General features: G+C 58.6%; 13 protein-coding genes. All 13 read left to right on the forward strand.

Annotation, left to right across the window (positions count from 1 at the left end; translation table 11 throughout):
• Positions 1-2: 2 nt before the first annotated feature.
• The 13 genes from AC3Y2E_RS20365 (at position 3) to AC3Y2E_RS20425 (ending at position 21,599) form a co-directional block, all read left to right on the forward strand.
• Positions 3-857, forward strand: a complete 855-nt coding sequence (locus AC3Y2E_RS20365; protein ID WP_190927586.1) for a transglutaminase family protein — start codon at positions 3-5, stop codon at positions 855-857.
• Between the two features lie 188 nt (positions 858-1,045).
• Positions 1,046-2,047: an LLM class flavin-dependent oxidoreductase gene (locus tag AC3Y2E_RS20370; RefSeq protein ID WP_379213566.1), complete on the forward strand. Its 1,002-nt coding sequence runs from the start codon at positions 1,046-1,048 to the stop codon at positions 2,045-2,047.
• A gap of 1,153 nt (positions 2,048-3,200) precedes the next feature.
• Entirely contained in the window at positions 3,201-4,640 is a 1,440-nt protein-coding gene (locus AC3Y2E_RS20375; RefSeq protein ID WP_379213568.1) for an RtcB family protein, read from the forward strand.
• 18 nt (positions 4,641-4,658) lie between these two features.
• Entirely contained in the window at positions 4,659-5,969 is a 1,311-nt protein-coding gene (locus tag AC3Y2E_RS20380) for an AAA family ATPase (protein WP_379213570.1), read from the forward strand.
• A 115-nt stretch (positions 5,970-6,084) separates the two neighbouring features.
• Positions 6,085-6,654, forward strand: a complete 570-nt coding sequence (locus AC3Y2E_RS20385; protein ID WP_379213689.1) for an RNA 2'-phosphotransferase — start codon at positions 6,085-6,087, stop codon at positions 6,652-6,654.
• Positions 6,654-7,451, forward strand: a complete 798-nt coding sequence (locus tag AC3Y2E_RS20390) for a TatD family hydrolase (RefSeq protein WP_379213572.1) — start codon at positions 6,654-6,656, stop codon at positions 7,449-7,451. Before AC3Y2E_RS20385 ends, AC3Y2E_RS20390 begins: the two co-directional genes overlap by 1 nt.
• Before the next feature lie 951 nt (positions 7,452-8,402).
• Positions 8,403-11,726 (forward strand): S-layer homology domain-containing protein, encoded by a 3,324-nt coding sequence (locus tag AC3Y2E_RS20395; protein WP_379213574.1) that lies wholly within the window; start codon positions 8,403-8,405, stop codon positions 11,724-11,726.
• Between the two features lie 736 nt (positions 11,727-12,462).
• Positions 12,463-13,149 (forward strand): nicotinamide riboside transporter PnuC, encoded by a 687-nt coding sequence (gene pnuC, locus AC3Y2E_RS20400; RefSeq protein WP_379213576.1) that lies wholly within the window; start codon positions 12,463-12,465, stop codon positions 13,147-13,149.
• On the forward strand, positions 13,142-14,173 hold the full coding sequence (locus AC3Y2E_RS20405; protein ID WP_379213578.1) for an AAA family ATPase: 1,032 nt from the start codon (positions 13,142-13,144) through the stop codon (positions 14,171-14,173). Before pnuC ends, AC3Y2E_RS20405 begins: the two co-directional genes overlap by 8 nt.
• Before the next feature lie 254 nt (positions 14,174-14,427).
• Positions 14,428-15,879, forward strand: a complete 1,452-nt coding sequence (locus AC3Y2E_RS20410; protein WP_379213580.1) for an SWIM zinc finger family protein — start codon at positions 14,428-14,430, stop codon at positions 15,877-15,879.
• Positions 15,880-16,021: 142 nt separating this feature from the next.
• Entirely contained in the window at positions 16,022-17,893 is a 1,872-nt protein-coding gene (locus AC3Y2E_RS20415) for a HEAT repeat domain-containing protein (RefSeq protein ID WP_379213582.1), read from the forward strand.
• Positions 17,869-18,960, forward strand: a complete 1,092-nt coding sequence (locus AC3Y2E_RS20420) for an ATP-binding protein (RefSeq protein WP_332073332.1) — start codon at positions 17,869-17,871, stop codon at positions 18,958-18,960. The genes AC3Y2E_RS20415 and AC3Y2E_RS20420 overlap by 25 nt, the downstream gene beginning before the upstream one ends.
• A complete protein-coding gene (locus AC3Y2E_RS20425) occupies positions 18,957-21,599 on the forward strand; it encodes a DUF5682 family protein (protein ID WP_379213585.1) in 2,643 nt (880 codons plus the stop codon). Before AC3Y2E_RS20420 ends, AC3Y2E_RS20425 begins: the two co-directional genes overlap by 4 nt.
• The last annotated feature ends 61 nt before the right edge of the window (positions 21,600-21,660 follow it).

Consider the following 21,660-nt stretch of genomic DNA (forward strand, 5'->3'; position numbering starts at 1 on the left):
CGATGATTTACCAGATTGAGCATACGAATACGTTTACTTACGAGAGCCTGGTCGACCAAAGTCTGAATCACGTCCGCCTGAAACCGAGAACCGATGTGTGCCAGAAGCTGCTGTCGTACCGGACCGAGATCAGCCCGATGTCGATGTCCAAGGAATATACTGATTTGTGGGGCAACCATGTCGAGACGTTTTTTATACCCGAGCAGCACCAGACGTTATCGGTGTCGACGACGTCGAAAGTGAGCGTACAGCGAAGCCCGTTTATTCGCAAGGTGGAGCATTCCCCGGAGATGCGGGATATTTTCCGCTCGGCTTTGTTTCGTCAGCATTATTTGGCGTTTCTGAACGAAACGGCGTATACGTATATGGAACAGGGGCAAGTGGACGCGATTATGGCCGAGGTGGGGGAGACGGACAACCCGGTCCGGCTGGCGCTGACGCTGATGGACTACATTCACACAACGTTTGCCTACGAGAAGGAAGCGACCAATGTTCATACGAAGGCAAATGAGGCGTTCGGTCTAAAGCGCGGGGTGTGTCAGGATTTCGCCCACGTGATGATCGGGGTGCTGCGCTCTCAAGGGGTGCCGGCGCGGTATGTCAGCGGGTATTTGTACATAGGCGAAGATTCGGGCTTTGTCGGCGATGCCGCCACGCATGCGTGGGTCGAGGTGATGATTCCCGGAATCGGCTGGGTCGGACTCGACCCGACGAACAAGGTCGAGGCGCTCAGCTCGCATATCCGGGTCGGAACCGGACGCGATTACGCCGACGTTAGTCCGCTTCAGGGCGTATACCGGGGTGGACGTCACAAGCTTGACGTAAGGGTGGCTGTGAAAGTGCTGGAGAAGCTGTAGGATCGTGGCGGCTGAAGCAGGAAACGGAAAAGCCGGGACTGCGTGCGGAAAGTTACCGGCTTGTTTCTTTGCGGGGGACCGTTTGCCGCGTGCAGGAGCAGCCCAAAGGGCCGTATACGGAGGGGAGACAAATGTGTTAAACTGTACATATTAAACATACAATAAGATAGGCGGAAGGAGATTAAGCGATGCTTCGATTGGGAGTGCTGGACCAAACGCCTGTCCTGACGGGCTCTAGTGCGGTGGAAGCGATGAAGCAGACGGTGGAGCTGGCGCGGATTACCGAGAAGCTCGGTTATTCGAGGTATTGGGTATCCGAGCATCACGATACGATTTCGCTCGCGGGGTCATCGCCGGAAGTGCTGCTGGCGGCGATCGGCGCCCATACGTCACGCATCCGTATCGGCTCCGGCGGAGTGATGCTTCCGCATTACAGCCCGTATAAAGTGGCGGAAAATTTCCGCGTACTCGAAGCGCTGTATCCGGGACGGGTCGATCTCGGCATCGGACGGGCGCCGGGAGGAATGCCCGCTGCGACTAGAGCGCTCCGGTACGGGCGTCCTCCGGAAATCGCCGAGGCGTTTCCGGCTGCGCTCGAGGAGCTCGGCGGTTATTTGCGTCCGGTCCGCGGGACGGCGGAGGTTCGTCCGGGCTCCGGCTTGCAGGCGACGCCGCTCGTGGAGACGAGTCCGGAAATATGGCTGCTCGGTTCGAGCGATTACAGCGCGCGCCGCGCATCCGAGCTGGGAGCTTCCTTTTCATTCGCTCATTTTATTAACGGAGAGGGCGGGCAGAGCGCGGTTCAGCATTATTACGAGACGTTCCGTCCGGGACCGCTCGGCGCCGAACCGCGGGCTAACGCCTGTGTCATGGTCTTATGCGCGGATACGGATGAAGAGGCGGACCGCCTCGCGGCGCCGCTCGATCTGAAGCTGCTGCTGCTGGAGCAGGGCCGATTCGGGATCGACATTACACTGGAGCAGGCGCTGGCTTACCCTTACACGGAGTTTGAGCGAATCCGGATTCGTCATAACCGCAAAAGGATGCTCGTCGGCGGACCGGAGAAAATCAAAACGCAGCTCCTCGAATTCAGCCGCTCTTACGGCGTGGAGGAGGTCATCGTCAACTCGATCACCCCTGACTTTGCTTCGCGCGTCCGTTCCTACGAGCTGGTAGCGGGTTTGTTTTGAGAGCTGCGGCGGCCGGCAGGAATGAGCGGCTTTCCCGAGCGAGGCGGTTCGGCCCCCCGGCTGGTTCACGAGCTTAAGAGCGATCTGGAGCTCTTATTTCGAGGGAAATTGCAGGTTTTCGGCATATAAAAGCGGTTTGCACTTCTTATTTTTGTTCATGTACAGGGGATAGAGGCTGTACGGCAGAAATAAGGGCTGCAAACCGCTTTTATTTTAGCGTATGTGCTTGTTTTCATCGAAATAAAGGGTGCAAATCGCTCTTAACTTTACGCTCCCTGTTAAGGGGCGGAAAGCTTTGTGCGCCGAACGATGCTGATTGACCGATCCCCGTCACGCAGCGTAGCTCCGGATGCTGGATTCCGGGGGCGGATGTTGGAGGCAGATGTAGGATGCTGGGTGCCATGACGGATGACGGATGACGGGGGTGGTGAGCCGTTCGCGATACGATAAAAACGACCCGGCGTTGGCTTAGGGAAGGGCCGGTGTCTGCTCTAGGGGGGCTTCACGGGGCGTCCATTCGGTGTCGGGGGAAAGTGGTTAATCGTATAGTATGATAATCATTTTCTATCGGAGTGATTGATTTTATTTATTTTTTCCCGCCGAATCTATTGACACTTTAGGGGCATCCCCGTTATGATGAAAACTATATTTTGGAAGGAGGTCGAAGACAATGATCCGCGATATTCGTTCGAATCAACAGACACGCTTCATTTCCGATTCCACAATCGCATATATCCGCTCATTCTTCATCGGCCTCTCCGGGTGCAGTACCGGATAACGGTCGCCGCTTGTTCGTGCATATTTATTTGTGCGTATGTCGGCCGTTTCCTTTGCTTGATCCGCTATGGACGTTTGGAGTCCATAGCTTTTTTGCGTTTCCGGCGATCGGGTCCGGGCGCCGCGGGCGATGCGGAACATCCAGAAGTGTCGCAGGTGAGCGAACCGGATGGGCGGCTACAGGGATTAATTCCAGCTTGAGGACGAGGGACCGAGCCCAAGTACGGGAATTTGGCTCAACAGAATAGCAGAATAGCGAACCAGCGAAACCGCAAACCGCAAAACAACAGAACAACAGAACAGCAAAATAGCAAAATGCTAAATAACGATCGTTCGTTACCTACACTCCATCCATTTTGAAGGGACTAATCCATATATGTTTACACTAACCGCACATGAAAATAAACCCTATTACCGGCAAGTGGAGCTCCCCGCAGGACCGCTGCACGTATACGCCGGAGACTCGCTGTACAGCGCCATGGAATACAAAGTATTCGAGATGGCGAACAACAATTTGCAAATTCCGAACCGGGTGTACATGAGCTATACGCCGGACGTCCATGTAGGGGTAGGCACGTGCATCGGCACGACGGCCGTCTGGAAGTCGCGGGACGGGTATGTGTCCCCGTCGATCGTCGGCAGCGATATCGGCTGCGGGATGCGCGTCCATCTGACGAACCTGCACGCCGAGGAACTGCGCGAGGTCAAGCTTCGCCGCAAGCTGGTGAAGGCGATCGAAGCGAATCTGCCGGTGGAGGAGCACGCCAGAGGGTACTTCTCGGACATCCGGCTCGAGCATGTCGTGAAGAAAGGACTGCACGGCCTGCCGAAAAAGTACATTCCGGACGGTTACACGCCGCGCAAGTCGACCTCGCTTACCCATGTGGAATGCGCCAAGTTCGGTTTCGACGAAGCGTATCTGGACCGGTTCCCGGAAACGGTCTGGCATCGCTCGCACCGGCAGCTCGGAACGCTGGGCAGCGGCAATCATTTTGCCGAAATTCAGGAGATCCGGATCGACGAGAGCAACCGGGCGATCGCGGAAGCATGGGGACTGTTCGACGGTCAGATCGTCGTTATGATTCATTCCGGCTCCCGTTCCTGGGGCGGTGCGGTCAATCAGCACTGCGGGACGGAGATCGCCAAGACGATGCGCGCTCTCGGACTCGGAACGGCCGACCCGAAGCTCGTGTTCGCACCGCTCGACTCGCCTGCCGCCCAGTCGTACGTGCATCTGATGTACTCGGCGCTTAACTACGCGGTCGTCAACCGCCATCTGATCGCTTACGGCATCCGCGAAGCGCTCCGTGACGTGATGGGCACGAAGGTAGAGCTGTCGACTTTGTACGACCTGATGCACAACTATGCATGGGAGGAAGAGCATGACGGCGAAGCGCACTTCATCCACCGCAAAGGCGCTACCCGGGCGCTTCCGGCGGAACATCCCGACAATCCGGCGCCTTACCTTGCTACCGGCCACCCCGCATTGATCCCGGGATCGAAGGGCACGTCGTCCTACATCATGGTCGGCGCAGCCGGAGGGAAAGCCAACTATTACTCGATCTGCCACGGAGCGGGGCGCATTCGTTCGCGCAGCGCGACCAAAAGACTCGTCTCCGTAGAAGAGTTTAAAGCATCGCTCGGGGTAGGCACCGAATCGGAAATCGTAGTCAACCAGCGGACGCTGGAGTCGATCGTCGACGAATCGCCGCAAGCTTATAAAGATGTGGATCAAATCATCGAAAGCGTCGCAGGAGCCGGACTTGCCGGCGTAGTGGCCAAATGCAGGCCTCTCGCGACCGTAAAAGGAGTATAAATGACGATACCAACTATCATGAATCAACGAGCGGGGCTGTCTCATGAGACGGCAAGCACGGTCATCTCGTACCAGGAAGGAAACGCAGCGGCTTTGCCGGAATATGCGGATTATGCCCGGGTCGTACACCGGATTCGGGAAGTGTTAAAAACGAAATACGGAGCCGACTTCCACCTCTATGTGAGCGAGGACAACGGCCGGGAAGACTTCTGGGAGCTGCTTGAGGAGGATGTGCAGGACGGCTGCCCGGAAGTGGAATATGTGGCGCGTATCTTCGATCTGATCGAGTCGCGTGCGTTCTCTTACAAAGCCGAGCCGGAAGCGGCCGGCTACCGGGTGTACCCGTCGCAGCGCAATAACGTGTTTGCTTACCCGCAGCTGGGCGTGGCGCTTGCTCACATTCCGGTGTTCCGCGACCACGGCATTTTCTGCGATCAGGTTCTGTTTGCCGAGAACGACGTTGCCTTGCACCGGTTCCTGGCCCATATGCAGCGCAGACGCCAAGACCGGGACAGCAGCCGGGTGACCGTGTTCAGCGATACGCGGCACGGCATCGACCAGTCCCAGGAGCCGATAACCCGTCAGGTGGATCGCGACGAAGTGATTATGGACGAATCGCTCAAAACGGACATTTTCCGCTCGATAGACGAGTTTTTCGCAGAGGACCGGGGGTTTTTCCGCGAGTTCGACATCCCCTACAAGCGGGGCATCCTGCTCTACGGCAAGCCGGGCAACGGCAAAACGACGCTGGTCAAAGCGATCGCCGGAAGCGTGCGAGCGCCTGCCGCTTATTGGCAAATTACGGAGCATACGAGCAGCGACTCGGTGCAGGAAGTGTTCGAATCGGCAGTCAAGATGGCGCCGATGGTGCTGATCATTGAGGACATCGATTCGATGCCCGAGCATGTGCGCTCCTTTTTCCTGAACACGCTGGACGGAGCGACTTCCAAGGAAGGCATCTTCCTGATCGGCACGACGAATTATCCGGAGAAAATCGATCCGGCGCTTATGAACCGGGCCGGGCGGTTCGACCGGGCGTATGAGATTGCGCTTCCGGATACGGCGGCGAGGGCAAGGTATTTGAAGCAGCGCGGGCTGGCGCGTCTGATCGGTGACGAAGCTTTGCCGGAGGCGGCCAGGCTGACCGAATCGTTCTCGCTCGCCCAGTTGAACGAGCTGTACGTATCGGCGGCGCTGCAATGGCACTACGAGCGGGAGGTCCGTCTTGAGGCTCTCGTGCGAAGCATGCGGGCGGATCTGAACAAAGGCCGAACCGGAGGCTGGATGAAGGAACCGGCGGACGGCAAAGTGGGCTTTATCCCTGCATAAAAGGTGGCTGGCGGGACCGCTGCCGGATTGCAACTGGCAGTGCCGTGCCTTACCGGCCTTACAATAGAAGTGTATAAATACTCGGATACGTTAGGATTGGAAAGGATTGTACGTGATGGTAAGCAAAGACTACGAGACAAGTTTAAGCAAAAGGATGACCAAAATACTCCGGCACGACCCGGCTTCTTATGGCCTTACATTGGACCCGCACGACGGTTCGGTACCGGTGGAGGAGCTGCTTCATGCGCTGCGAAGGCTGAAGGGCTGGCAGGCGGTGACGATGGAAAATTTGCAACAGGTCGTCGCCCATTCGGATAAACAGCGGTTTGAGATTACAGGCGATCGCATCCGCGCCAGGTACGGCCACAGCATCGAACGGGTTACGTATGAAGCGGGAGATCCCCCGGCCGTGCTGTATCACGGGACGGGAAGCGGTACGACCGCAGTCATCCTGAAGGACGGGATTCGCCCGATGGGTAGACAGTACGTCCATTTGTCGGAAGGGCTGCAATTCGCTTCGCTCGCGGGCAAACGCAAAGGACAGCTCGCCATCGTCGCCGTCGATACGGCGAAAGCGGTGCGTGAGGGCGTCATCTTTTATTTCGCCGGCAATGAAGTGTGGCTCGCGGACTACGTCCCGGCGGGCTGCTGCAGCATCTATAAACCGGAAGCGAGGAGAAGGTAATGACGGTTCCACTTGTAGATATCGGTGTTAACCTGATGCACCGATCGTTTCATACCGACAGGGAGGAAGCGGTGCGCCGCGCGGCTGAAGCCGGAGTTACCCGGATGATCATTACCGGAACGAGCGTGCGAAGCAGCGAGGAGGCGGCTGCTTATGCGGGAGGACAGCCGACAGGAACATTGTATTCGACTGCCGGCGTTCATCCGCACGACGCGAAGATGTGCAATCCCGGCACGATCAGCCGGCTTCGGCGACTGGCGGCTCAGCCTCAAGTGGTTGCGATCGGCGAATGCGGTCTCGACTACAACCGGGATTTCTCGCCGCGCGACGTGCAGCGCACCTGGTTCGACGCACAGGTGAAGCTGGCGTGCGAGCTGCGGCTGCCGCTGTTTCTACATGAGAGGGAAGCGTTTAGCGACTTTGTGCAGATTTTGCAAAGCTACGGGAAGGAGCTGCCGCCTTCCGTCGTCCACTGCTTCACCGGAACGGGAGCCGAGCTTGACGCCTATGTCAACATGGGGCTGTACATCGGCGTAACCGGCTGGATCTGCGACGAGCGGCGCGGCCGGCATCTGCGGGAGCTGGTCAGGCGGATCCCCGCCGACCGCCTGCTCGTCGAGACGGACGCGCCGTTCCTTACGCCGCGCGACTTGCGCCCGAAGCCTGCTGGCTCCCGCAACGAGCCGCTGTACCTTCCGCATATCGTGAGGACGATAGCGGAGTGCACGGGGCGACCGTTCGAGGAGATCGCGGCGCAAACGACGCAAAATGCGGTACGGTTATTCGGGCTGGCTTGACGCTGAGGCGAGCTTGCCTGTCGTATGGAAGGAATAGGCGAACCCATCGGCGGTTGCAAAAAAGGAAAGCGGCGCGATTCCTTTCAATATCCCATTTTGGAAGACGAATATAGGGAAATGCGCCCAAATCATGGATGCCCCCGGGGGGCTAACTCCTAGGTTGACCATACCCTCACCGAACGGCTTCGATCAGAGGCCGTTCTTTTTAATAAATATGACTGTTTAAGCTCTCCCCCGTGGCAAAGAGGAGAAGGGACAGCTCCCTTGTCGACCTTAGCAAGGGTCGCAAGTCGTTCATCGCTGGTGGATGGGCGTTTGGAGCTTATGCCGGGTGCAAACCGCCTTTATTCGCTTCGGTTTTTCGAAAAGGCCGAAAATAAAGGGTGCCAAGAGGCTGTCGATTCATTGTGGACAACCAAGTGGAAAGGGAAAAGATTACCTTCTGGCGAGTTTTGTCTGGAATCCCCTACCTTACAATCCTTATTCAATCAAGGGATTCCGGACAACCTGTCTGAGCAGAAGAAGGTAACTTTTCACTTGGAACGGCCTTTCTAACACCTCTACACAATGAATCGACAGCCTCGCCAAGACTCTTAATTTGTGCTGGAGCCGATGCGCGTTTCGACCCAGCGAAGCCGGAACGCGTTCTGCCCGCAAGAAAGAGAGGGACGGCCTCATCTGGAGCCGAGCGGGTACCCCAACACCTGATCAACGAGCGGCAGGAGCCAAGATCCTATTCCCGCCCACACAAACGTGTAGGTTTGCACGTCAAAGGACCGTCGGGGTCATTTCTCCGGCGGCTTTTTCTCATATGCATATCGTGACTTTAGTCGTGGTTTCTTCAATAAAGAGGAGTTGAAATCTGCATAAACATGTTCCACGATTCGACAAAATCCGTTAAGATGGATGTAGCTCCTGCTTCATACTCTCAGTCATTAGGAAGGTGAACCTATGATCGGTTCCGCAATGAAGAGAAAGATAAGCGTCTTTATGATTATGGCGCTGTTTGCAACGATGCTGTGGTCTCCAAATTCATGGGCCATAAGTACGATCCCTAACGGAAACGGGGTGAACCAAAGCGCCAGAGTGGAGCCGAATCCGCTCGGGGAAAATGTAACAGCAAAGGTGTACGGCGACGAATTGCCCATACTTTTTAACGCTTACGGCGGCGCTTTCGACGGCCAGTATATTTGGTTCGGGGACATGGGGTTGACGGGGAAAATCGTTCGGTTCGATCCCGTCACAGCGACTTCGGCCACTTACGATCTGCCTAGCGGCATAACGAGCGGATTTTTCGGAACCGTATTTGACGGCCAAAACATCTGGTTCATTCCCAATACGGGCGGCAAGCTGGTTAAGGTAGACAAAGATACCGGTACCGCTACGGGATATGATGGATGGCCGGCCGAAGTATCTTCGGGCTCAAGGCATTTTACGGGTGGCGCTTTTGACGGGCAATATTTGTGGCTTGCTCCCGGCGGTAACGGCTCTAACATAGTGGTACGGGTAAAGGTCTCCGACGGCACCATGACGGGCTACCCCTTGCCAGTCGGCGTTGCCGGTTCATTTTTCGGAGCCGTCTACGACGAACAAAACGTCTGGCTGATTCCTAACGGCGGCAACGCGCTAGTCAAGATCAATCCTGCCAACGGTACGATGACCACGCATAGCAACTGGCCTGCGGGTTTTACAACAACAGGCTCTTTCTCCGGAGGAATCTTTGACGGTGAATACATATGGCTGATTCCCGCTGGTGCTGACCGCATCATCCGATTGGACCCCGCTACGAATACCATGACGGGTTATAATAATTGGCCTGACGGATTTAATAAAGCTCAGAACATTTACTTTAGCGGAGCATTCGACGGGCAGAACATCTGGTTCACGCCTTTCATCGGCGGACAAATGCTGAAGCTCGACAAAGCTACAGGAGAAATGAAAAGCTATGATATTTCAGGCTGCTCCAATCCAAGCTTTTTAGGCACGGTGTTTGACGGTCAACAGTTATGGCTCACTTCTCTTTCAGCATTATCAGCGACATTAACCCGGGTGTCCACTGCAGGGCCAGGCTCCGATACCGGCGCTCCGGTTGTCGCCAACGGAACTTTGACCCCGTCTTCGTTGACGTTCAGCAGTGCCGGCTTGTCCTGGGCGAAGGCGACGGATGACATTACTCCGGATTGTAAGCTCGAGTATCTGGTGTACCGCTCGGACAGCCCGAATATCAGCACAGTGAGCGATATGGAGACGAACGGTACCGCGGAGGGGGCTTTCGCAGCCGATATCGCGACCAAGACCGTTACGGGGCTTACTCCGGGATCGACCTATTACTTGAACGTGATGGTCAAGGATCAGAGCGGCAACAAAACTGCTTATACGATGGTTCCGGTGACGCTGCCGGCCCCGACGGTTACTTTGAGCTATAACGGGAACGGTCATACGGGAGGGACCGCACCGGTAGACGGATCGGCCTATACCAACGGACAATCGGCTTCCGTAGCCGGCAATACAGGGAATCTGGTCAAGGAAGGTTCCGTATTCCGGGGCTGGAATACGTTAGCCGACGGCAGCGGAACCGATTATGCTCCGGGTTCGGCCCTGACGATGGGCCTAGCCAACGTGACGCTGTACGCCAAGTGGGAGCTGCTTAGCAGCGAAGCACGTCTTAGCTCGCTGGCGCTCTCGGGAGTGACGCTGTCTCCCGCATTCCACTCCGACACGGCCGCTTACAGCGCAACTGTAGGGTATGATACTCGAAGCACAACCGTGACGGCAACCGTCTACAACCAGCAGGACCCCGCTTCGTTGGAATTGAATGACGGAATCGCGCTGGCCAGCGGACAAGCAAGCAATCCCGTCAGTCTCGCGGTAGGCAAAAACACGGTTACCGTGAAGGTGACGGCAGAGGACGGACAAACCCAGCTTACTTATACGGTGGAAATCACTAGAGAAGAAGAAAGTGTCTCTTCCCCGGAAACGGGATCGGGGCCGGGACCGGTCGTTTCTGTGCCTCCGAAGGAGGACGGCTTCCGGGTGATCATCAACGGACAGCCTCAGGAGCAGATTGCGACCGCCGTTAAGGAAAGCGCGAACGGGCAGTCGAAGCTCGTCGTGACGGTGGATGTGGACAAGCTGACCGCGCAGCTGGCCAAGGAAGGCGATAAGCCTACGATAATCATTCCCGTTAGCTCCGGCGAGGATAAAGTATCTGCGGTGTTGTCCGGAGCAGCGGTGCAAGCGATGGAGAACAAGCAGGCGGTTCTGGATATTCAGACGCCTCTGGGCAGCTACACGCTTCCTGCAGCCGAGGTCTTTATCGGCCGGTTGTCCGAGCAGTTCGGCAGCCAGGTACAGCTGGCGGATATGGAGGTTCGGGTCGAGATCGGGAAGAGCGGCGAGGCCGCGGCGGCGCTTATGAGTGAGGCGGCTTCGAAAGGCGGTTACGTCTTGAGCGCTCCCCCTGTCGATTTCACAGTCAGCGTCAGCTACAAAGGGACGACTTTGACGATCGAGAAGTTCAGCACCTACGTGAAGCGGGAAATCGCCCTTCCGGAAGGGGCGGACGCGAGCAAGGTGACGACGGCTCTGGTGCTCCGTGCCGATGGCACGACCCACCATGTGCCAACGTTCGTGACTTCCCGTGAGGGCAGGTCATACGCAATAATCAACAGTTTGACCAATAGTACGTATTCCTTGGTGTGGAGTCCGAAAACGTTCGGCGATATGGAAGGCCATTGGGCGAAAGTGGCTGTTCACGATATGGCTTCCAGATTCGTAGTGAACGGGAAATCCGCTACGGACTTTGCGCCGGATGCAGCCATTACCCGCGCCGAATTTGCCGCGATCGTGGTCCGGGCTCTCGGATTGCCGGATACGGGCGAAACGGCGGGATTCCAAGATGTGTCCGACAAGGACTGGTACGCCGGCTCCGCAGCGAAGGCGAAGGAGTACGGGCTGATCGACGGTTATGAGGACGGCACCTTCCGTCCGGACCGGTCGATCACACGTCAAGAAGCGATCGTGATTCTGTCTCGGGCGATGAAGCTGGCCGGGCTGGAGACAAGCGTCTCTGCCGGTCAAGCGGATGCGGCGCTTGCCGCTTTTGCAGATCGTCAGGAGCTGGCGGATTGGGCGAAAGAAGCTGCCGCGGCGATGGTTCGGGGAGGCATGGTTGCCGGGAACGGGACCGGCTTGACCCCGTCGGCCGACATCACGCGCGCCGAGACGACTACGATGGTGCAGCGTGTTCTGAAGGCTGCGAAATTGATCGATTAAGCTAGGCAGGGGCTGCCCCAAAGGGCATCGGCGGGCCAGTCCCATAGGATGTGCGAGGACGCTTCCAATAACCACTGGATAGGTGGGGATGGAGGCGTCTTTTGTTTTGATTGCCAAAGTGTTGTGGCGGGGGGAAGAGGTTGAAAGCAAATAATAACAGGTCCTTGCACGGACTCGTTAGTTCGAATTGTTTTTTAGAAGAGCAGGGAGTTGCAGTGGCGCGCAGTCGGTCGGCTAACGGACATGGGAGCAGCTTAGAGCGACAAATGGGGGGAGTCGATTAGCTAACGGACAGGAGAGCAGCTTACGTGGCATTAGACGCCGAAAATAGAGGGTAATCGGCTCCTAAGCGTCTGTGGTGTCCGTTATGGAGCGAAATGGAGCTAAATTGGTGTCTAAGCAGCTGTGGTGTCCGTTAGAGGGGGCTGACACGTGCATGTGTATGTGTACGCATGAGCATGTATGCGTGTACGCTCTTCCGTTTCGCTTTATTGCGAAGCAGCGAGTTGAAACGGCACACGCGTCCATTAGAGGGCTGTTGCACGTGACTCGCCCGTTAGAGGGGCTGTGCATGTACCTACTCCAAGAATGGTCCGCAATTCCCGGACGGTTTCTTGCGATCCGGAAAGCGCAGCGGCATCTCCTCCCAATGTCCCATTGACAGCCGGAAATTAATATGTCATTATGAAAATATCAAAACGACAATATTAGTTTCAAGCCGGAAGGAGTTCTCATTATGAGCAAAACTATGAACAACGTATTGCAGGCAGTCGGACTCGTCATCGGCATGGCACTCATCGGTTACACGTCTTCGACGGTTTTGGAGGCGGCCGCTTCGATTACGGGGCTGCTCAGCGTCTGGCTGACCGCGCGGGCGAATATATGGGCTTGGCCGGCAGGCCTGGCGAGCGTCGCCTGCTTTTTCTACATCTTCATGGATGTAAAGCTGTATGCGGATATGGCACTGCAAGTATTCTTCTTCGTTCTTAGCATCTACGGCTGGGTTGTGTGGCTGAGCGGCAGGGGGAACGCCAAAGTACGGCCGACGACCCGGATTACAGGCCGCCTTGCGATTGTGCTGGTCGTATTTCTGATCGCAGCTACCGCGGGCTGGGGCTATGCGCTGGACGGGTACACGGATGCGGCCGTTCCGTATCTGGACGCTTTCATCGCCGTGCTGAGCCTGATCGCCCAGTATTTGCTGTCGAGGAAAGTGCTGGAGAGCTGGTACGGCTGGATCGCCGTCGATGTGCTGTCTATCGGGATGTACGCCTACAAAGGGCTGGACGCGGTCGCCATCCTGTACGTCATTTTCCTGGGGATCGCGATCTACGGACTGGTAGGCTGGAGAAAAGAGTACAGAGCCTTATATGGCAAAACGCAAACCCCAACACAAGGACAAGGAGGCGGAATCCGTGTCTGAAACGATAGGACTAACGCTTGGCAAATTCGCTCCGTTTCATAAAGGGCACCAGCTGCTCGTGGAGACGGCGTTGCACGAAACAGACCGGGTCATCGTCGTGATCTACGATTGTCCGGAGACGACTCCGGTCCCGCTCACGGTCCGCGCCCGCTGGATTCGCACGTTATATCCGTCTGTAGAGGTGATCGAAGCGTGGGACGGCCCGGCCGAAACCGGTTATACGCCGGACATTATGCGGAAGCAGGAGCGTTACATTCTGGAATTGCTGGGGGAGCGCAAGGTGACGCATTTTTATTCCAGCGAAAAGTACGGGGAGCATATGAGCGAAGCGCTCGGCGCGGTGAACCGGCAGGTGGACCCGGACCGGGGGCGGTGTCCGGTATCCGGTACGGCGGTTCGGGCGGCGCCATATGAACATCGGCACCTGGTCGATCCGCTCGTGTACCGCGATCTGGTCGCAAAGGCGGTGTTCGTAGGCGCCCCATCCACCGGCAAAACGACGACGGCTCAGGCGATGGCCGCCCGGAAAAACACGGTCTGGATGCCCGAATACGGCCGGGAATACTGGGAGAAACATCAGGTCGAACGGCGTCTTACTCCGGAGCAGCTCGTCGAGATTGCCGAAGGGCATCTGGAACGGGAGGATGCGGCGTTAACCGAAGCCCGCGACTATTTGTTTGTCGATACGAACGCGATCACCTCGTATATGTTCGCGCTGGACTATCACGGCTTCGCGCTGCCGCGGCTGAAGGAACTTGCCGAACGTGCGGTGTCCCGGTACGATCTCGTGTTTGTATGCGGGGACGATATCCCGTACGACGATACGCCCGACCGGTCCGGCGACGTCCACCGGCATACGTTTCAGAAAAAAATTGTCGCGGATCTGCTGGAGCGGAACATCCCGTTCATCCCGCTGCAGGGAACGGTGGAGCAGCGGTTGGATCGGGTGGATTTGGTGCTGAGCTGGTATGTGAAATACAGGAGCTTGGGCGAACTGGTATTGGTCCAGGATCACCCCCTCTAAAGCGGAAAGCGGTGCCGCACATGCAGCCAGGCGAACGCCGGGCTAGTCCCGGAGTGTGCCTATTCCCCGGATGGTGTGCGGATTGTAACGGAACTGCAGGCGATAACGTACAAGTAAGGGCGGATGAAAAAATGAGCCGCAAGTCTCATTTTCGCTGCCAGACGTCCGACTGGCCCTGTTTCAAACAGGAAAATCCGATCCGGTTGTGGAAACATTTAGTCAGATCCCGATAAAAGATGCAGCGAGGTACAAGTGTGATAGAGATAACCGAAGCTTATATCGATTCGATGGCTCCCAATGCAGGGGCGATCAAAAACGGCCGCGATCTGGTGAAGAAAAACAGCTTTCCGAAGCTGTGCCGTTCGGAGGACGGGACGCTGCTGTTCGGAGAGTGCAAAGGAAGCGGCAAAGATCCGTACCGGTGCTCGGCCGACTTCGTAAAGCCGGAAAGTCCGGTGTTCCGGTGCAGCTGTCCGAGCCGGCAATTTCCGTGCAAGCATAATCTCGGGCTGCTTTACGCATATGCGGGAGGCAAACCTTTCACCGTAGAGGACGTTCCCGAGGATGTAGCGGATAAGCGGTGCAAGATCGAGCAGCGCGAGGAGAAAAAGAAGGAAGTAGCCGAATCCGCGGCGGCGGGGGGCGAGACGGGAACCGCCAAGCGCAAGACAAACAAGTCCGCACTCGTCAAAAAGATGGCCGCCCAGCTGGAAGGGATCGAACTGCTCGACAAGCTGGTCCGGCAAATGGTCCAATCCGGCTTCGCCTCCTTGGATGCGAAAACGATGAAGATGCTGGACGATCAGGCGAAGCAGCTCGGCAACTACTACGTGCCGGGACTGCAGAGCGCTTTCCGCGAGCTGCTGCTCGTACTGGAAAGCGGGGACGACCAGGAGCGGATGTATACGGAAGCGATGGACAAGCTGACGCTGCTCCATATGCTGGTCCAGAAAAGCAGGGACTATATCGAAGGCAAACGGCAAAATCCGGAAGGCCCGATGGACACCGTCTCGCCGGTCGAGGAGTCGATCGGTCATGCGTGGCAGGCGGCGGAGCTGAAGGAATACGGGCTCGTCCGTTCGGATGTCGAGCTGCTGCAGCTGGCGTTTCGTTCTTATGGAAACGAGGCGCGGGGCGAATACGTGGACGAGGGCTGGTGGATCCGGCTGGACACGGGCGAGCTGCACACCGTCCGGACGTACCGGCCGTATCGCGCGGCCAAGTATATGAAGGAAGAGGACTCGTGCTTTTCCGTCGTTAAGGCGAAGGAATTGTTCGTAAACCCCGGACAGTGGACGCCCAGAGCCCGCTGGGAAGAGATGACGATGCGGGACACGACGCCGGAAGACCGTGCCGCCGTTATTTCACATGGCAAACGATTATTCGCGGAAACGATTAAGGCGGTTAAAAACGAGCTGAAAAATCCGCTGTCCGACAAACGTCCGGTCGTGCTGCTGTCCTATGCCAAGCTGGGTGTGGCCGGCGGGCGGTACGTGCTGGAGGACGAGGCCGGCAAAAGGCTGACGCTCGGAGACATCCGCTCCCTGTCCCATCCCGGCATGCAACTGCTGCCGCTGCTCGGGGAGCACATATGCCGCGATCAGGCAATGCTCGTTATGTTCGAGCAGGATTTGCTGGACGGCAGCCTGATCGCCCAGCCGCTCTGCCTTGTCACCGGGACGGAGACGGTGCGGTTCATTTACTGATCCGAAAGCTTCAGGTTCGTGATAGCGGGCCCCTGTTAAAACGGACTGTGAGGCTGCGGATTCGGAAAAGCTGCCTTTTACGCGGGGCATTCGACGTGGAGAGGGCTGCGATTAGACAGTTTGAAGAAAGGAGCACGGACCGTTGAGCATTCAAGTATTAACCGATTTGCACCGGGAAGTGCGCCGGTTGTTCATAGCGGGGAGCGGCCTGGCGGCGGGGGATTTGCGACTGGCCAAGCTGGTGCCGCAGCTCCGGCATCTGTCCGGCACCGCTCCGGTGCTCGGGAAGGTGGCCGACGCCGTCTCGCAGCTGTGCGAGGCTGACCGGGAGCGGGCGCCGGGCAAGCTGCTGGAGCTCGGCGCGCTGCTGCACGCGATCCTGTATACGCAAGGCGATGCCGATACGAAGGGCGAGTACCGGGAGTTTGAGCCTTACGAACCGCTTGGCGGCGATGCGGGGAGCGGGGCGTTCGCTTTGGCGACGCCGGCAACGTTCCGCCAGTTGAAGCCGCTGATCGACGCGCTGACCGAGCGCGGCTCGGGGCGGCTGGAGGTGATCCGGCAGGCGTGCGAAGCCGGGCTGTTTGCAGATATGCGGACACATGTGCCGGCGGTGATCGCCTTGGAGGACCCTTCGTCCGAGATTGCCGAATTCGTCGCGGCCCATGTCATTCCGGCGATCGGGACGCCGGCGCTGCCGATCTTGGATAACCGGCTTGAACTGGAGGGAGGCAGGGGCGACGCCCGCAAGCTGCAATTGATTCACCGGCTGACTAACGCCGGAGCGGAAGAGCTTGTCGTGCGGGCTGCAAGCGAGGGCTCCCAGGAAGTCCGGATCGCGGCGATCGAGCTGCTCGCCGATTACCCCGGCCAGGAAGCGTACCTATTGGAGCAGTCCCGGGATAAGAAAAAAGAGGTTCGCCGTGCCGCTCTGCACGCCTTGGCCGGTCTGGGAACCGGAAATGCGGCAGCCCGGCTGCTGGAGGCGCTTCGAAGCAAAGATCAGGATATCGCCGTCGAACCGGTCCGCCTGTGCGGCAATGAACGGTTAACGGCAGAGGTGATCGGGTATGCCGCAGTGCTTACCGATCAGCTCCGTTCGGAAGGGCAAGCGGATGCTTCCGCGGACAAAGCGGCGAAAGAAAAAGCCGCCGCCGCTGCGGCGGAGAAGCTTCACTACGCGCTGCAGGCGCTCGACGGGAAACGGGAGCCTGCGGTCGCCGCCTTTCTGATGAATCTGGTGCCGGACACGACGCTGCCCGCGAAGGAAGCGGCGAATCTCCGCGAGCAGGCGGCCGGGCTGCTGCTCGATATGGAGACGTCCGGGACGGACTTGTTCTTGCACGATTTGCGCGACCGGCGCGATCTGCGGTTGCTGTCGTACAGTTTCCGCGCCGCTATGCGCGCCCTGACGGCTGCCGAATGGTACGACGCGTACGAGCCGTTCGTACGCAACCGGAAGCAGGCCGAGGCGAAGGAATTGCTTGAGGTGATGCGGAATGCCGCTTTGCGCTTCGACATCATGGAGGACCACGACGAGGAGCGGGAACGGTCCCCGAAGGAGTGGGACGGCCGCTGGATATACCGGTTCATTGAGCTGGACGAGACGGAGCTGGTATGCCGTCTGGTGCAAGGGCCGGACGACAAAGTCGAGGCTTACTTGTCCGGTAAATTTGCAGCCGAACCGAAGCTGATTAAGCACGGGACGGTGCACATTTTGCTGGCCTTATTCAAACTGGGGCATGCGGAAGCGGCCGAGCTCACGATGAAGGCGTTCGAGGCGATGACCTCGAGACAGCTGTATTACCTCGACCGGGAAAAAGCTGCGCTGCTCCTGCAGCTGCCGCGTGAATATGCGGACAGACTGCGAATTTATGCCGAAGGACTCGCCTATGAAGGCGTTAAAAATGAAATGCTTGAAATCGCCGAGCTGATCGGAGCCAAACCGGAACAACCGGAACAAACCACTAAAGGAGCGGGATGGATCGAATGGATCAAACGCAAAATGTACTAAGATTGCCGGCTGAGAAACTGTACGAGTCGGAGCTGCAGGCGCTGAAAGCGATGGACCGGGATGCGAAGCCGGCGGGATGGCAGCTGTCGCCCAAGGCGGTGCTGACGTTCCTGACGGGCGGCGAAGTCGGAGGCGTCCAGATTACGCCGAAATATATCGGCAACCGCAGACTCGTCGAGATCGCGATCGCTACGCTGCTGACCGACCGGGCGCTTATGCTGATCGGCGAGCCGGGGACGGCGAAGTCGTGGCTGTCCGAGAATTTGACCGCCGCCATTCACGGCGATTCGTCCAAAGTGATTCAAGGAACGGCGGGGACGAGCGAGGAGCATGTCCGCTATTCGTGGAACTATGCGATGCTGCTGGCGAACGGACCGTCCGATCAGGCTTTGCTCAAAAGCCCGATCTATCGTGCGATGGAAACTGGCGGTATCGCCCGGTTTGAAGAAATATCGCGCTGCGCTTCGGAGGTACAGGATGCGCTGATCTCGATTTTGTCCGAGAAAACGATCGCCATACCGGAGCTGGCCCGCGAGGTGTCGGCGGCGCGCGGCTTCTCGATCATCGCTACGGCCAACACGCGGGATCGCGGCGTGAATGAGATGTCGGCGGCGCTGAAGCGCCGGTTCAACATCCTGGTTCTTCCGGCGCCGAACGAGCTGGAGACGGAAGTGGACATCGTCCGCAAGCGGGTGAGGGAGATCGCCGCGAGCTACGAGCTGAAATCGGCGCCGCCGGAAGAGGAGGCGATCCGCAAAATCGTCACCGTATTCCGCGAGCTGCGCGTCGGCATGACGCTCGACGGCAAGGAAAAAGTGAAGCCGCCGAGCGGCGTCATTTCGACAGCTGAAGCGATCTCGCTCTTGACGAACAGCATGGCGCTGGCGGCCAGCTTCGGCGGCGGGTCTATTGCCGACGAGGATCTGGCGGCGGGCCTGCAGGGCGCGATCGTGAAGGACGAGGAGAAAGACCGGATCGCTTGGAAGGAGTATCTCGAAAACGTCATGAAAAAGCGGGGATCGGAATGGCGCAGCCTGTACAACGCATGCCGGGAGCTGAACGATTGATCGCGGAGAACAGCCGGGAAAAGGAGTGGACGGACATGCGGGCAGGTGCTGAACATTCGGGCAAGGCGGCTGTTGCAGCTGCGGCTGTCGCAACAGAGGAGCGGAAGACAGGGTCCGGTGTAGACGGCAGCGGGGATGGGCAGGGCGTGCACGTATTCGGCATCCGGCATTTGTCCCCGGCAGGGGCGCTGCATCTGCGCGCTTTTCTCGACCGGGTCCGGCCGCAGCTCGTCCTCGTGGAAGGGCCATCCGACGCGACGGGCCTGATCGGCCAAGTGACAGCGGCCGGGGTAGTGCCTCCGATCGCGATTCTCGCTTATACCGACCAGCTTCCGATTCGTACGCTCGTATTTCCGCTGGCGGAGTATTCTCCGGAGTATCAGGCGTTCGTCTGGGCAACGGAGAACGGCGCGCGTGCGGAGTTTATGGACTTGCCGTCGGATGCCGCCGTCGTGCTGTATGACCGGGCGAGGAGAGCGGCGGCGGAAGCGGCGCTGGAGGAGGAAGCTGCGGGGTTGCGGGGCGATGGGGCCGCAGGCGAAGCCAGTGCGGAGGCCGGTGCTGACGGAAGCGTCAATGCCGAAGCTCATGCCGGTGCCGGTGTGGATGATTCGCAAGGCGATGCGGGCGATAACGGGCATGCGGGGGGACGCGGGAGCGATCCAGCCGGTGCGGATAACCGCCGCCGGGACTATTATATCCGCCAGAACGGCTTGTACGAGCGGATTGCCGAACTGGCGGGAGAGCACGATTACGAGAGCTACTGGGAGCGTCACTTCGAGCATAGCGACCGGTCCGATACGTACCGCCAGTCGGCCTATGCGTTCTCCGCGCAGATGCGCAGTCTGATGGAGGCGGAGGAGCGTATCGCCGATCCGCGGGAAGCGGCTTACAATGCGATCCGCGAATCGTATATGCGCCGCCGTATCGCCGAAGCGCTCAAGGCCGGATACGAAGCAGGACGCATCGTTGTTGTGACCGGGGCGTACCATGCGTCCGCGCTCGATATGTCACTGCCAGCGATGACCGACAAGGAGCTGAAGGCGCTGCCCAAGGCGGCGACGAAAATGACGTTGATGCCGTATTCGTCGTACAAGCTGTCCACCCATTCCGGCTACGGGGCGGGCAACCCGGCTCCGGCTTACTTCGGATTGATGTGGGACTGCTTGAGACAGGGCGATGCGGCCAAGCTGCCTTCGCTGTACATGTCGAAGGTGGCCGCTTCCATGCGCGGGGAAGGCACGTTCCGTTCGACGGCTTCGGTCATCGAAGGGGTCCGGCTGGCCGAATCGCTTGCCTCGATGAGGGGCGGGCGTCTGCCGGTCTGGAAAGATTTGCGCGATGCGGCGATTGTCTGTCTCGGGTTCGGGGAGCCGTCGGCTGTGGCCGAAGCTTTGGCCCGGACGGACGTAGGCACCGCGATCGGCTCGCTGCCGGAAGGCGTCAGCCAGACGCCGATTCAGGACGACTTTAACCGGTATTTGAAAAAGCTGAAGCTGGACAAATACAAATCGGCCGTAGCGGCCGATCTTGAGCTCGATCTGCGCGAGAACCGCCGCGTCAAATCGGAGGAGGCCGCTTTTATCGATTTGGCCCGTTCCGTTTTCCTGCACCGGCTCCGGCTGCTGGAGATCGGCTTCGCCCGCAAACATAACGTCCGCCAGGACGGAGCGACGTGGGCGGAGCATTGGGTGCTGCAGTGGACTCCGGAAGCGGAGATCCGGATGGTCGAATCGACGCTGAAGGGCGAGACGGTGGAGTGGGCGGCCGCTTACGTCATCCGCGAGCGTCTGGAGAGCTGCGCCGATATCCGTGAAGCTTCCCGCATCGTCAGAGAGGCGTGCGAATGCGGCCTGCCCGAGGCGATGGACGACGCCCGGTCGACGCTGCAGCGGCTCGCCGTGGACGGCGGCAGCGTGCCGCACCTCGCGGGCGCGGCGCGCGAGCTGTCGGTGCTGCTGGGCTATGGCGATATTCGCCGGATGGATACGGCGTCGCTGGAGCCGCTGTTGCAGCAGCTGTTTCTGCGCGCCTCGCTGCTGCTCGTCGATGCGGCGGCTTGCAGCGACGAAGCGGCCGGCGAGATTGCGGCCGCGATGGGCGAGCTGCACCGGGTGTCGCAGGAGTTTCACGAGCTTGTCGACGACAGCGCCTGGCTTCGCCAGCTCAAGATGCTCGCCGAGCGGGACGACCGGAACGCGAAGCTGTCCGGACTTGCTTTTGCCATTCTGCTGGAGCGGGGAGAGACGGAAGACGAGCGGGTGGCACGGGAAGTGTCGCGCCGGCTGTCTCCGGGCATCCCGGCGGACGTGGGAGCGGGCTGGTTCGAAGGGCTGTCGATGCGCAACCGGTATGCGCTGCTGTCCCGGGAAGCGTTATGGCGTCAGCTCGACGCTTATATCCGGTCGCTGGACGGCGATCAGTTCCGCCGGGCGCTCGTCTTCCTGCGCCGTGCGTTCAGCCTGTTCGAGGCGCGGGAGAAAACGTCCGTTGCCGAGATGATGGGAGAGCTGTGGGGAGTTGGCAGCGAGCAGTCGGGGAATATGCTGCTCGGACCTCTCAGCGAGGAAGAAAGAGAGAAGCTGGAAGAGCTGAACGAGTTCGATTTTACGGAGTTTTTTCACGATAAGGAAGGTTAACCGCCTTAATCAAACATGACCGAAAGGAGGAACATCCATTGACCGATCAACAGCTTGTACC

This window comes from Paenibacillus sp. MAH-35, from assembly GCF_058135425.1.